The following is a 13,893-nucleotide window of genomic DNA, read 5'->3' as shown; positions in this document are numbered from 1 at the left end:
TATAAATTAATTATCTTTCAATAAAGATAAAACGTTTCTCTCCTACAACACTTACCTTTCTTGATTCATCTATATTAATTTTACCCATAGAAAGCCATTTAACAACCAATGGATAAAGCTTATGCTCAATACTTAAAACACTTTCAGATAGACTAACCTCATTATCACCAGACAAAACAGGAAGACAACCTTGTGCTATTATTAGACCATCATCTAAATTGGCATTAACAAAATGAATAGTACAACCATGAACAAGTACTCCCTTTTCTAGGGCCCTAGAATGAGTATTTAATCCTGGAAAAGAAGGTAACAAAGATGGATGGATATTTATTAGTCTATCGTTATAATGTTCAACAAAATCTTTTGTTAAAACCCTCATAAAGCCAGCTAATAAAACGTAATCAGGATCATATTTATCTATATTATCAATTAAACATTGATCAAAAAGCTCACGACTATGAAAATCTTTATGATTTAAAGAAATAGAATCTATGCCTCTAGATTTAGCCCATTCTAATCCTTTCGCACTAGGATCATTAGAAATTACAGCGCAAATAATTGCAGGCCATTTTTCTGCAACACATGACTCAATTATTTTCTGCATATTACTACCACGTCCTGAAATTAAAATAACAAAACGACAATTTTTATGATATGTTTTCACGGTAATAACATCCCCATTTAATGTAAAATTTAGTTAGACTATAATAATTACTTTCTTATTTGTGAAAATAATCTTGCATACCTACAAAAACAAACAATGTAACTGCGTGAACCAAGCATGCGCAATTACAATCGGAAACTTTGATGGAGTTCATTTAGGTCATCAAAAACTTTTTCAGAGACTAGTACAAAAAGCTTCTATTAGCAATATGATACCTTCTGTGCTTACATTTCATCCTCATTCTCGTGAATATTTTAATCAAAAACAAACATCGAGAATCTATAAAACTAGAGATAAAATAAAGCTTATAACAAAGCATGGCATGAATCAAATAATGATTCAAAGATTTGACAATATAATTAATATTGAAGCAGATTTGTTTATAGATTATTTTTTAATACGAAAGTTTAATATGAAACTACTTATAATAGGAGAAAACTTTCGATTTGGCTATAAACGTCAAGGTGATTTAGAGTTATTAAAAAAAGCATCCATAAAATATGGTTTTCAACTATATAACATTGAAAATGTAAATAATACGACTGGAAACATCATATCCAGTTCAAAATTAAGGGATTTATTAAGAAAATCTGATCTAGAAGCAGCTAAAAGTCTATTAGGCAGGACATTTGGAATCAGTGGTCATGTGATACATGGAAAAAAAATAGGACGAAAACTAGGATTTCCAACAATGAACATAACTGTTCCTCAAAATTATGCCTTAGATAAAGGAGTATATATTGTCAGAGTATATGGCCTAAAAAATAAAATTTTACCAGGAGTTGCAAATCTTGGTGTACGAGAAAGCATAGAAATAAATGGATCTTTATTATTAGAAATTCATCTTATAGATGATAATATAGATGCTTATGGAAAAATTATTTATATAGAGTTTTTAAAAAAAATTCGTGATGAAGAAAAATTTCCTACAATCCAATCTTTGATAAATGCAATTTCAAATGATATAAAAAACGCACGTTCTTACTTTGCTAACAATGGACTACAAAAATACACTTAACCTATTAGATACATCTTTCCAAATGCGTGGTAATCTACCAAAAAAAGAGCCTGAATGGCTAAAAAAATGGGAAGAACAAAATATATATAATATTATTAGAAAATCTTGTCAAGGAAGACAAAAATTCACATTGCACGATGGACCACCGTATGCAAATGGAAACATCCATTTAGGGCACGCTGTCAACAAAGTTCTCAAAGACATAATAATCAAAAGCAAAACAATGTTGGGATATGATGCTCATTATATTCCAGGCTGGGACTGTCATGGTATGCCCATAGAAATACAAATAGAAAAAAAATTTGGCAAACATCTATCTACTAAAGATATTCAAAAAAAAGCTCGATTGTACGCCAAAGAACAGATAGAAAAACAGAAACAAGAATTTCAACGTTTAGGAATACTTGGAAACTGGGACAATCCATATTTGACTATGAATTTCAAAAATGAAGCAAACGAAGTTCGTGTATTAAAAAAAATAATGGAATCAGGATTTGTTTTTCGAGGCTTAAGACCTATAAACTGGTGTTTTGATTGTAAATCAGCCTTAGCAGAAGCTGAAATAGAATATTATGATAGGAAAGATGATGCTATATACGTAGCGTTTCAAGCTGTTGATACAGAAAAAATATCTAACATATTTAGTTATAATATTAATATATGTTCCGCCATAATATGGACTACAACACCATGGACAATACCTGCAAATCAATTTCTCAGTGTTAATCCTGATATAGATTACGCACTAATAAAAACAAATTCAGACAAGAAGATTTTATCAAACATAATAATAGCAAAGGATAGAGTTAACTATTTTCTAGAACAAACAAATCTAGAAGGAAAGATATTATCAGTAATAAAGGGCGTGAAATTAGAAAGACACACTTTTTTACATCCCTTTTTTAGTTTACATGATTCTTATAATAGAACATCACCTATACTAATGGGTAAATATGTAACTACAGATACCGGAACTGGTATTGTACATTCTGCGCCTGCACATGGCTTAGATGATTTTAATGTCTTTAAAAAAAATGGATTCTTAAACTCAGATATTCTCGATCTTATTACAGAATCTGGTGCTTTTATGTCTAAAGTACCTTTGCTAGAAGATATATCAATTTGGGATGCAAATAAAAAAATCATTGAAATGTTACTAAAAACTGGCACTTTAGTAAAACAAGAAATATATCAACATAGTTATATGCATTGCTGGCGTCACAAAACACCGATTATTTTCAAATCTACTAATCAATGGTTCGTTGGACTAGATATCAAATCAGATAATAACAAGACTATAAGAGAAATTGCTTTAGATAACATTGAAAAAACTACTTTTTATCCATCTTGGGGTAAAGATAGACTGAAAGCAATGATTACTAACAGACCTGATTGGACAATTTCAAGACAAAGACAATGGGGTGTACCTATGGCTTTATTATTAAATAAATATTCTAAGGACATACACCCTGATACCATACCATTATTGGAAGTAATAGCACAGAAAATAGAAAAAGGTGGAATTGAAGAATGGCAAAACATTGCTTGCAATAGTCTAATTGATAAAAAAACTGCTGAACAATATGAAAAAAGCAATGATACTTTAGATGTTTGGTTCGATTCTGGATCTACTCATTTAACTGTTATAGGTGGTAAGGAAAATGAATTTAATGGAACTCATTCTCAAGAATTGGAATGGCCAGCTGATCTATATTTAGAAGGATCTGATCAACATCGAGGATGGTTTCATTCTTCCTTATTGATTGGATGTATGCTATATAAGCAAGCTCCTTATAAAGCTCTACTAACTCATGGATTTGTCGTAGATGGTCAAGGAAAAAAAATGAGTAAATCTTTGGGGAATATAGTTTCTCCCCAAAAAATATGTGATTCACTAGGTGCTGATATACTAAGGCTTTGGATAGCTAGTACAGATTACTCTAGCGAATTATCAATTTCTAAAGAAATTCTTGATAGAACAGTAGAAGGTTATAGACGAATAAGAAATACAATTAGGTTCTTACTATTAAACATATCTGATTTTGATCATAAGAATAACTATGTAGAATATTCAAATATGTTTGAAATAGATAAATATGCCTTAGTTCTAACATCAAAAATTCAAGAGGAAATTTTGCAATATTATGAAAAATATGAATTCCATAAGATAGTTTCAAAAATACAAAAATTTTGTTCAGAAGATTTAGGCTCTTTCTATTTAGATATATTGAAAGATAGGTTATATACAACTCCTGTTAATAGTTTAGCACGTAGGTCAGCTCAAACGGCATTATTGGAGATTACACAAATTCTTCTAAAGGTCATAGCACCAATTCTTTCATTTACATCTGAAGAAGCATGGCAAGAATTAGTAAAAACAATACCTTCATTAAGAAATGAAAATAATACCACAACTATATTTACACAATTATTTCAAAAATTAAATATAGAAAAAGATAACTATCTCTATGACAAATGGTTCTCTATAAGAAAAATTAGAGATAATGTTCAAAGAAAATTAGAAGAAGCTAGGACTGCTGGAGAAATAGGATCATCTTTACAAGCAGAAATAGATATATATGCAAATAATCATGATAAAAAAATATTAGAGAGCTTAGAATCTGACCTACATTTTATATTTATTGTATCCAAAACTAATCTTATAGATTCTCTAGAAAAAGAAACAAAAATAATTGTCCATGCATCTAAACATAAAAAATGTGAACGTTGTTGGCACTGGAGAGAAGAGGTTGGCAATAATAATAAATATAAAACTATTTGTAATAGATGTATTCAAAATCTATTTGAAAATGGTGAAAAACGTAATAAAGCCTAATCTATGGTATATTTCTCTTGTACGCATAATAAGAAGATGCATATTAAAAAAATCTATTTTTTATTAATACTAATATTAATTCTATTAGACCAAATTTGAAAATGGTGAAAAACGTAATAAAGCCTAATCTATGGTATATTTCTCTTGTACGCATAATAAGAAGATGCATATTAAAAAAATCTATTTTTTATTAATACTAATATTAATTCTATTAGACCAATTAAGTAAATTATATATAGATAAAACGATAGAATATGGACATAGAATATACATAACCTCATATTTTAATTTAACACTAGCATACAATTGGGGTGCAGCCTTTAGTTTTCTATCTAATCCAGAAGGAAATCAAAAATACTTGTTTATCCTAATTGGTATTATTGTATCTTGTTTTATGCTTACAATATTAAATTCCTATAATATGACAAAAACACATAACACAGCTCTTGTAATGATCATTGCAGGAACTATCGGCAATATGATAGATCGTTTTTGTAATGGATACGTTATTGATTTTTTATTGTTGTATTGGAATAATTTTTTCTTTCCAGTTTTTAATTTAGCAGATCTCTATATTTCAACTGGAGTAATATTAGTTTGTTTTGTTGAGATAAGATCATTAAAAAATAAAAATCTTTCTATGACAAAAAAATTATAGGTTGTTAAAAAATATATTCAAATGTCTAAACTTTTTAAAAAACAAATCATTATAGGTATGACAGGTAGTATAGCTTGTTATAAAGTAGCCGATTTGGTTAGAAGTCTTATAAAGGAAAATATCTTAGTTGATATTGTAATGACAAAATCAGCACAAAATTTTATAACTAAAACTACAATGCAAGCTTTATCCGGAAGAGTAGTATTTGATGAATCTAATAATCAGTCAAATAATGCTATGGATCATATAAACTTAACAAGAGAAGCTGCTTTACTGATTATAATACCGGCAAGTGCTAATTTTATATCAAAACTAGCACTTGGTATAGCCGATGACCTTTTATCAACAATGTGTTTAGCAAGAAAATGTCCTTTATATGTCGCTCCTGCAATGAATAAAGAAATGTGGAATAATCCTGTTATCCAGAGAAATGTTAAACAACTTATTTATGATGGAATAAAGGTTATTAGTCCAACATATGGAATACAAGCTTGTGGCGAAGAAGGTTATGGAAAATTAGCAGATAATGAAAATTTGCTAATTGAAATAACATCAATATTTCAAGAAAAATTATTAGCAGATAAGAATATACTAATAACAGCTGGACCAACTATAGAACCAATAGACCCAGTACGTTTTATTAGTAATAAATCTTCTGGGAAAATGGGATATGCTATAGCAAGATCTGCCTATGAATCAGGAGCAAATGTTACTTTAATAACAGGACCAACTAAAATAGAAGCACCAAATTATGTAAATGTTTATAACATAAACACAGCTGACGAAATGTATAATATGGTCATGAAGATAATAAATGATATAGATATAGATATATTTATATCTGTTGCTGCTGTTTCTGATTGGAAAGTAAAAAATTATAAACAAAAAAAGATCAAAAAATTAAATAGTGAATATATACCAGAAATACAATTAGAATATAACTATGATATATTAGCTGAAGTTACTCATTTAGAGAAAAAACCATTCTGTGTTGGATTTGCAGCAGAAACCGAAGATTTAAAAAATAATGCTCAAAAAAAACTAATTAATAAAAATTTAGATATAATAATAGCAAATATTGCTACAGATGCCATGTGCTCTGATGACTCTGAAGTAATGTTAATAGATGTAAATGGCTCATATAATATACCTAAAGCTAGCAAACTTGAAATATCAAGAATTCTTATAAAAGAAATTTCAACAAGATTTTATAATAAGCAATCAAATGGAAAATAAATATTTAGATCAGATTAAAAATCTATTATCACCGTCAATAGAAATTAAAATTACCGATAATTTTTTGAAAGAAAAATTAAATATACCTAAATATCAGAGTGAACTTGCTGCTGGTATTGATTTATATGCATGTATAGAAAAATCAATCGAAATAAAACCAAATGACAAAGCAATATTAGTATCTACTGGTATTGCTATTCATATGAATAATACAAATATGATGGCTATTATACTTCCAAGATCTGGTCTTGGTCATAAGAAAGGATTGGTTTTAGGAAATACTGCTGGCGTTATAGATGCAGATTACTCAGGTACAATATTTGTAAGTGTATATAACAGAAATAATATTATGTCCAATGATTCAATTTTTATAAATCCTGGCGAAAGAATAGCACAAATGATATTTTTACCTATATTAAAACCAACTTTCAATATAGTAGAGAATTTTTCAAAAAAAAATAATAGAGGTGATAAAGGTTTTGGTTCTACTGGAATATAAATTATACTTAAATGTGTTCTTATATATCACAAAAAAACAGATCTAAAGCTTTTATAGCTTCTTCAGAATCAGGACCAGAAACTTCTATTGTAATATGTTTTCCTGTTCCTGCAGCTAGCATCATTATACCCATAATGCTTTTTGCATTTACTTTACGTGCATCACAAGAAATAAAAACTTCACTCCTAAATTGACTAGCAATTTTTGTCAATTTAGAAGCTTCTGAAACATCTAAACCATTTTTTTTATTTAGAACTATGCTTTTAATAATTGTCATAAAATAAATTACCATATGTTAAGATTGAATTCTAAAATCCATCTAAATCTATTAAAATAGATTATAAAGTATTCTCTAAATAATCTATAAACATTCCAGCAACATCAAATTTAGTACTATTAGTAATTTCGACAAAACATGTAGGACTAGTGACATTAATTTCTGTAAGATAATCACCTATAATATCTAGACCAACGAGAGATAATCCTTTATCTTCCAAAAAAGACCCAACTGCTTTGGCTATTTTAATATCAGTTTCAGAAACAGGTTGTGCAATTCCATGACCACCAACAGCTAAATTCCCTCTACTCTCACCTTTTTTAGGAATTCTAGCTAGACAATAAGGAACTATTCGACTATTGATTAAAATTACCCTTTTATCGCCTTTTGATATTTCAGGAATATATTTCTGCACCATTACAGTACGTTGAGAATTATTAGTAGAATTTTCTAATATAACATTTAAATTAGGATCATCTTTTTTTAATCTAAATATTCCTGATCCTCCCATGCCATCTAACGGTTTTAATATAATATCATTATAGAAAAAACAAAAATCTTTCAATTCATTAATATTGCTAGATACCAGGGTTGGCATAATAAATTCTGGAAAATTTAAAATAGATAATTTTTCAGAATAATTCCTAAGAGATGTAGGATCATTAATAACCTTTACACCTTTTTTCTTAGCTATATCTAATATATGAGTTAAATAAAAATACTCCATATCAAAAGGAGGATCTTTTCTAACCAAAACAATATCGAAAATATTAATAATATTTGTACATACATGATCAGTGATAAACCAATCAGTACTACTTAGATTCATATGATTTTTTAAGAATAATTTTTTAGCACTAACCTTAACTTCACCATTAGGATCTATAAATAAATCTGTTTGAGTAGCAACACTAACATCATACCCACGTGAAATTAAAGAAGCCATTATAGATACAGAAGTATCTTTATAAGCAACAAGAGAAGTCAATGGATCTATAATGAATAATACATGCATAAAATTAAAAATAAATTGTAAAAAAATAACTACTATAAAAGCAAAATATTAAAAAATATAATATAGTCTAAGCACTTTTTTTCTTTGGTGAAAGCATCATAACCATTTGTCTTCCTTCTAGCCTTGGCATTGACTCTACAACAGCATGATCGGACAAATCATTACGTATTCTTTCTAAGACACGCATACCTAAATCTTGATGCGCCATTTCTCTTCCACGAAAACGCAAAGAAACTTTAGCTTTATCTCCATCATCCAAAAATTTACGTAAATTTCTTAACTTGACATTATAATCACCATCGTCTGTAGATGGCCTAAATTTAACCTCTTTTACCTGAATTGTTTTTTGTTTTGACCTAGCTTCAGCTAACCTTTTCTGTTCTTTATACTTGAATTTACCATAATCCATTAATCTACAAACAGGAGGGACAGCATTAGGAGCTATCTCAACTAAATCAACTTCATTCTGTTCTGATAAACGCAAAGCATCAGAAATCTTCATTATTCCTAACTGTTCCCCTTCTATACCTATAAGACGCACTTCGGGAACACGAATTTCATTATTAATGCGACTAGTTTTTTCGGTAGCGATATTAACAACTCCTCAAAAAATAAAATCAAATAGAGATATTTTTATGTAATTTAATTTCATTTTTCAATTGCATCACAAAATCATCATTATTCATAAGAATCGAATGATTTGATCCTAATTTACGAACTGAAATAGTTAAATTACTTTTCTCTTTCTCTCCAACAACTAAAACATACGGTATTTTTTGCAAACTATGTTCTCTAATTTTACGATTGATTTTTTCATTTCGCAAATCAACAATAGCACGAAAACCTCTATCTTTGAGATCATTCATTACAAATTTTGCATATTCTTCAGACTGCTCTGAAATACAACAAATAACAACTTGTATAGGAGATAACCATATTGGCAAAGAACCGGCATGATGTTCGATCAAAACTCCTATAAAACGCTCTATAGAACCTAGAATAGCCCTATGCAACATAACAGGAACACGTCTTTTATCAGATGAATCAACATACTCAGCATTTAGTCTAGATGGCATAAAAAAATCTACCTGTATAGTACCACATTGCCAATTTCTTCCTATTGCATCCTTTAACATATACTCTATTTTAGGACCATAAAAAGCTCCATCACCTGGACTAATCTCAAAATCACAACCAAGTTCACTAAGACTATTCATCAAAGCTTTCTCAGCTAAATCCCAAGCATCCTCATCACCAATCCTTTTTTTAGGACGAGTTGAAATTTTATATATAATGTCCTTAAAACCAAAGTCATTATATACTTTTTGTAATAATTTTGTAAAATCTATACACTCATTTTGTAAATCTTTTTCTGTGCAGAATATATGACCATCATCCTGAGTAAAACCTCTCAACCTCATTAATCCATGTAAAGACCCAGAATATTCATTACGATGACACTGACCAAATTCCCCATATCTAATTGGTAAATCTTTGTATGACCTTAAAACAGAATTAAATACTTGTATATGACCTGGACAATTCATTGGTTTCAAAGCATAGTCTCTATTCTCTGAATGTGTTACAAACATATTCTCACTATAGTTATCCAAATGACCAGTTTTTTTCCAAAGAGAAATATCTAATATTTGCGGACTTTTTATTTCTTTATAACCATTTTCTAAATATATAGATCTCATATATTTCTCAATTTCCTGCCATATAACCCAACCTTTAGGATGCCAAAAAACCAATCCAGGAGCTTCTTCTTGAATATGGAATAGATCTAATTCCTTGGATATTCTTCTATGATCTCTTTTCTCTGCTTCTTGCAGCATATTTAAATAATCATCTTGTTGTTCTTTAGTCAACCATGCTGTGCCGTATATTCTCTGCAACATTTCATTTTTACTATTACCACGCCAGTAAGCACCTGATACTTTTAATAACTTAAAATGTTTCAAAAAACCATTCGATGGTACATGAGGACCTCTACATAAATCAACAAACTGCCCTTCTCTATATAAAGTCAGATTTTCATCTTCTGGTATTTGAGAAATTATTTCTACTTTATAGTCCTCACCCAAAGTCGTAAATAACTCTATTGCATTATCTCTACTATAATGCTCTCTGACTATAGGCTCATTTTTTAATGCCAATTCATGCATTTTTTGCTCTATTACGACCAAATCTTCCAAAGTAATAGTATGTTTGCAACTAATATCGTAATAAAAACCATTATCTATAACTGGACCTATTGCTATTTTAGAATCAGGATACAATTCCTTCACAGCATATGCTAATAAATGTGCAGTAGAATGTCTAATTACCTCTAATGCCTCTTTATCATATATGGTTATTATCTTAAGACTGATGTTTTCAGAGATTAGGAAATCTAAATCTACGCACTTAGGAATACCATTTTTATCGGTTACATATGCAAATAGGGCTATACTACTATCCAAGCCAATATCTTTTATAACTTCTGAAATGCTAATGCTAGTTTCATATCTTAATTGAGAAGCATCTGGCAAGGTAACTAAAATCATTACTTAATATTCCCTAAATTTTATAAATATTGAATTATCAAATCAAACTAAAACCAATAAAATTTACGTTAATGATCCTTAATGCCATTAAATACTATGGAAACAATTAATTAAATTTAAAAAATTAGTTCTTCCAGACAGAAAAATCATATCTAGAAATCTAAATATGATATACCGACAAAAAAGAAAGCAGCATAAATTATGCTGAAATTATCACAAAAACACAGAGATAAACTAATTATTAATTACAATATTTATTGATTTGGTAGGCGATATTGGACTCGAACCAACGACCTCTACGATGTCAACGTAGCGCTCTAACCATCTGAGCTAACCGCCTATAGATTGTATATCTTAACTCTCCTTTAGAAAATCTGCAAATATAATCATAGTTATTATGATGTAAATTTATAATTTTGTATTTATGGAAACACAATTTTTTGTTTTTTCTATAATACTTAAAATATTAGACATCTTTTCTAACGATTTAATACCAGGAGAAACCTCAACACAACTGCTAAAATCTAAAGCAAATGGATCTAAATATCTAATTATATTTTCAACATTAGTTTCATTCACTCCACCTGATACTATTACACGATTCTTGATAAAATTTCTACACAAAGAATTTAAAACATTATGATTAAAAGAGATACCACTACCACCATATTCTTCTGTATAACTATCAAATAACCAACCTGAAGCAGAAGAATAGGATTTACATGCACGTTCCAGATTATTACTATTTTCTAAGCCAGGAGCTCCAACTCTAAATACTTTTAAAAATTTTTGTTTAAACATAGAACAAAAATCCTCTGACTCATCTCCATGAAATTGCAAAAAATCTGGTGAAATTTTATCTTGAACAAGATGAATTTCTGATTTTGTAGCATTTACGAATAAAGCAACTAAATCCACAAATGGAGGAATTTCTTTCCTTATATTAATAGCCTGTTCTATAGATATAAATCTTTTACTATTTTTATAAAATACTAAACCTATGGCATCAACTCCAAGAGTAATAGCAGAAATAACATCTTCTACCCTAGTAAAACCACAAATCTTTACTCTAGTTCTTTTATTAATCATACAACTTTCACTTTATTCTATCAAAATGGAAAAATTACGCTACTTTTGAAAATGTCAGAAGACAAATTAAAATAATCAGGATATTTAACAGAAAGCAAATACAATCCATTAGGAGAAAAAGTTGGAGCTGCAAAAGATCTATTTTTCATTTCTAATAATTCTTTCATCCATTCTATATTTTTAATAGATCTACCTATTTCGATCATAACTCCTACTATATTGCGAACCATATGATATAAAAAACTATTTGCCTCTATTGTAAAAATAATAAAAGAACCCTTTTTCTTTATATCAAAGCGATATATTTCTCTAACAGATGTATTAGACTGACATCTAGATGCCCTAAAACTTGAAAAGTCATGTAAACCAATTAGATAACTAGATGCTTCTATCATTTTATCTATATTTAAATCATACATACACCATCCAACCAAATCATGGTATATAGATGGTCTAATACTACCGCAGTATAAAACATAAGTATAAGTTCTAGATATAGCACTAAATCTAGCATGAAAATCTGTTGTTATATTCTTAGCCCAATGTATTGAAATATTTTTTGGTAAAAAAGCATTTACTCCTCTTACCCATGAAATCATATTTCTCTCTAATTTAGTATCAAAATGAACAATTTGTGAAATAGCATGAACATCACGATCAGTACGACCAGCACATATAGTCTTAATTTTTTCATTAACAGATGCAAATTTTGATATTGCACTTTCCAGTATATCTTGTATAGAATGACAATTAGGCTGTGATTGCCATCCATAAAAAAAAGAGCCATTATAAGATAAGCCCAAAGCTATTCTATTCATTACTAAAACAGTAAAACAACTATGTTAATCGTTAATAATATGTAATAAAAAATTGAGGAGTGCATACTACACACTCCTCAATTTATAGAAAAATAATATAATACTAGGCTTGACCCAAAGCTATTCTTAGCATACGACGCAAAGGTTCAGCTGCACCCCATAACAATTGATCCCCAACGGTAAAAGCACTAAGATAATTAGGACCCATAGATAATTTACGTAGACGTCCAACCGGTATATCTAGTGTTCCAGCAACCGCAATAGGAGTTAATTTATTAACACTATCCTCTTTATTATTAGGTATTACCTTAGACCAAGAAGAGCCACTATCAATAATCTCTTCTATTTCATTGATAGGAATATCTTTTTTTAGTTTAATAGTAAGAGCTTGACTATGACATCTCATAGCACCTATCCTCACACATATACCATCTACATGTATTGAGTCTTTGCTATTTTTTTCATTACCTAGAATTTTATTAGTTTCAACTTCTGCTTTCCACTCTTCGCGAGACATGCCATTACCAAGATCTTTATCAATCCATGGTATTAAACTACCTCCTAGAGGGACTCCAAAATGAGGACTCGGAAAATCAAAAGATTTTTGAATATTCAAAACTTCTCTATCAATTTCTAAAATAGCGGATGCTGTATCTTGTAAAAGCTCACTTACGGAATTATTAATTATTCCAAATTGGTTAAGCAGTTCTCTCATATGCTGAGCTCCACCACCAGAGGCAGCCTGATACGTCATAGATGAAATCCAATCTACAAGATTATGCTTAAACAATCCAGCTAACCCCATTAACATACAACTAACAGTACAATTACCACCTATAAAATCACGAATACCTTTCCTTAAGGCATTATCAATAACTGAACGATTAACTGGATCAAGAACTATAACGGAATTATCTTCCATTCGCAAAGAACTAGCAGCATCTATCCATATTCCATCCCATCCAATTTGTCTAAGTTTTGTATGAATTTCTGTAGTATAATCACCACCTTGAGCAGTCAGAATAATAGGTAATTTTTTTAATTCATTGATATCATAAGAATTTCTTAACTTGTCAGCTCCATCAGCCCAATCAGGAGCATCTCCACCAACATTGCTACTAGAAAAAAATACAGGATTAATCAAAGAAAAATCATTTTCTTCACGCATTCTTTTCATTAGAACGGAACCAACCATTCCTCTCCAACCAACTATACCTACTGATTTAATCATATT

Annotated in this window: 13 protein-coding genes and 1 tRNA gene; 5 read left to right on the top strand and 9 right to left on the bottom strand. The window is 29.4% G+C overall.

Translation table 11 applies throughout. The annotated features are described in order from the left end of the window. Positions 1–10: 10 nt before the first annotated feature. Positions 11–664 (bottom strand): phosphoribosylglycinamide formyltransferase, encoded by a 654-nt coding sequence (locus tag I1N47_01245; GenBank protein ID WBF65758.1) that lies wholly within the window; start codon positions 662–664, stop codon positions 11–13. A 61-nt stretch (positions 665–725) separates the two neighbouring features. Here I1N47_01245 and I1N47_01240 point away from each other — a divergent pair, with 61 nt between their 5' ends. From I1N47_01240 to dut, 5 genes are all read left to right on the top strand, one after another. Further along, a complete protein-coding gene (locus I1N47_01240) occupies positions 726–1,682 on the top strand; it encodes a bifunctional riboflavin kinase/FAD synthetase (GenBank protein ID WBF65757.1) in 957 nt (318 codons plus the stop codon). Beyond that, positions 1,660–4,518, top strand: coding sequence for an isoleucine--tRNA ligase (gene ileS, locus I1N47_01235; protein WBF65756.1), 2,859 nt, complete (start codon positions 1,660–1,662; stop codon positions 4,516–4,518). The genes I1N47_01240 and ileS overlap by 23 nt, the downstream gene beginning before the upstream one ends. A 130-nt stretch (positions 4,519–4,648) precedes the next feature. Further along, positions 4,649–5,176: a lipoprotein signal peptidase gene (locus tag I1N47_01230; protein WBF65755.1), complete on the top strand. Its 528-nt coding sequence runs from the start codon at positions 4,649–4,651 to the stop codon at positions 5,174–5,176. 21 nt (positions 5,177–5,197) lie between these two features. Next, entirely contained in the window at positions 5,198–6,412 is a 1,215-nt protein-coding gene (coaBC, locus tag I1N47_01225; GenBank protein ID WBF65754.1) for a bifunctional phosphopantothenoylcysteine decarboxylase/phosphopantothenate--cysteine ligase CoaBC, read from the top strand. Continuing rightward, on the top strand, positions 6,402–6,911 hold the full coding sequence (gene dut, locus I1N47_01220; protein WBF65753.1) for a dUTP diphosphatase: 510 nt from the start codon (positions 6,402–6,404) through the stop codon (positions 6,909–6,911). The genes coaBC and dut overlap by 11 nt, the downstream gene beginning before the upstream one ends. Before the next feature lie 19 nt (positions 6,912–6,930). Here dut and I1N47_01215 read toward each other — a convergent pair whose 3' ends face one another. From I1N47_01215 to asd, 8 genes are all read right to left on the bottom strand, one after another. Further along, positions 6,931–7,188 carry an HPr family phosphocarrier protein gene (locus I1N47_01215; GenBank protein ID WBF65752.1) on the bottom strand — a complete coding sequence of 86 codons (258 nt, stop codon included), beginning with the start codon at positions 7,186–7,188 and terminating at the stop codon, positions 6,931–6,933. Positions 7,189–7,249: 61 nt separating this feature from the next. Then, on the bottom strand, positions 7,250–8,203 hold the full coding sequence (gene gshB, locus I1N47_01210) for a glutathione synthase (protein ID WBF65751.1): 954 nt from the start codon (positions 8,201–8,203) through the stop codon (positions 7,250–7,252). Positions 8,204–8,270: 67 nt separating this feature from the next. Then, positions 8,271–8,795, bottom strand: a complete 525-nt coding sequence (gene infC, locus I1N47_01205) for a translation initiation factor IF-3 (protein ID WBF65895.1) — start codon at positions 8,793–8,795, stop codon at positions 8,271–8,273. A gap of 25 nt (positions 8,796–8,820) precedes the next feature. Beyond that, the gene (gene thrS / locus I1N47_01200; GenBank protein WBF65750.1) at positions 8,821–10,752 is read right to left on the bottom strand and encodes a threonine--tRNA ligase; all 1,932 of its coding nucleotides are present in this window, start codon (positions 10,750–10,752) and stop codon (positions 8,821–8,823) included. A 263-nt stretch (positions 10,753–11,015) separates the two neighbouring features. After that, positions 11,016–11,092: transfer RNA gene (locus I1N47_01195), tRNA-Val, on the bottom strand. A gap of 68 nt (positions 11,093–11,160) precedes the next feature. Further along, positions 11,161–11,841 carry a phosphoribosylanthranilate isomerase gene (locus tag I1N47_01190; protein WBF65749.1) on the bottom strand — a complete coding sequence of 227 codons (681 nt, stop codon included), beginning with the start codon at positions 11,839–11,841 and terminating at the stop codon, positions 11,161–11,163. A 20-nt stretch (positions 11,842–11,861) separates the two neighbouring features. Further along, positions 11,862–12,659 carry a tRNA pseudouridine(38-40) synthase TruA gene (truA, locus tag I1N47_01185; protein ID WBF65748.1) on the bottom strand — a complete coding sequence of 266 codons (798 nt, stop codon included), beginning with the start codon at positions 12,657–12,659 and terminating at the stop codon, positions 11,862–11,864. Positions 12,660–12,762: 103 nt separating this feature from the next. After that, positions 12,763–13,890, bottom strand: coding sequence for an aspartate-semialdehyde dehydrogenase (gene asd / locus I1N47_01180; protein ID WBF65747.1), 1,128 nt, complete (start codon positions 13,888–13,890; stop codon positions 12,763–12,765). Positions 13,891–13,893: the final 3 nt, after the last annotated feature.

It is taken from the genome of Candidatus Kinetoplastibacterium crithidii (assembly GCA_027557655.1).
In the GTDB taxonomy this organism is placed as follows: domain Bacteria; phylum Pseudomonadota; class Gammaproteobacteria; order Burkholderiales; family Burkholderiaceae_B; genus Kinetoplastidibacterium; species Kinetoplastidibacterium crithidii_C.
Note: the sequence above shows the minus strand (reverse complement) of the source record. Positions and strands in the feature narration are given on the sequence as shown.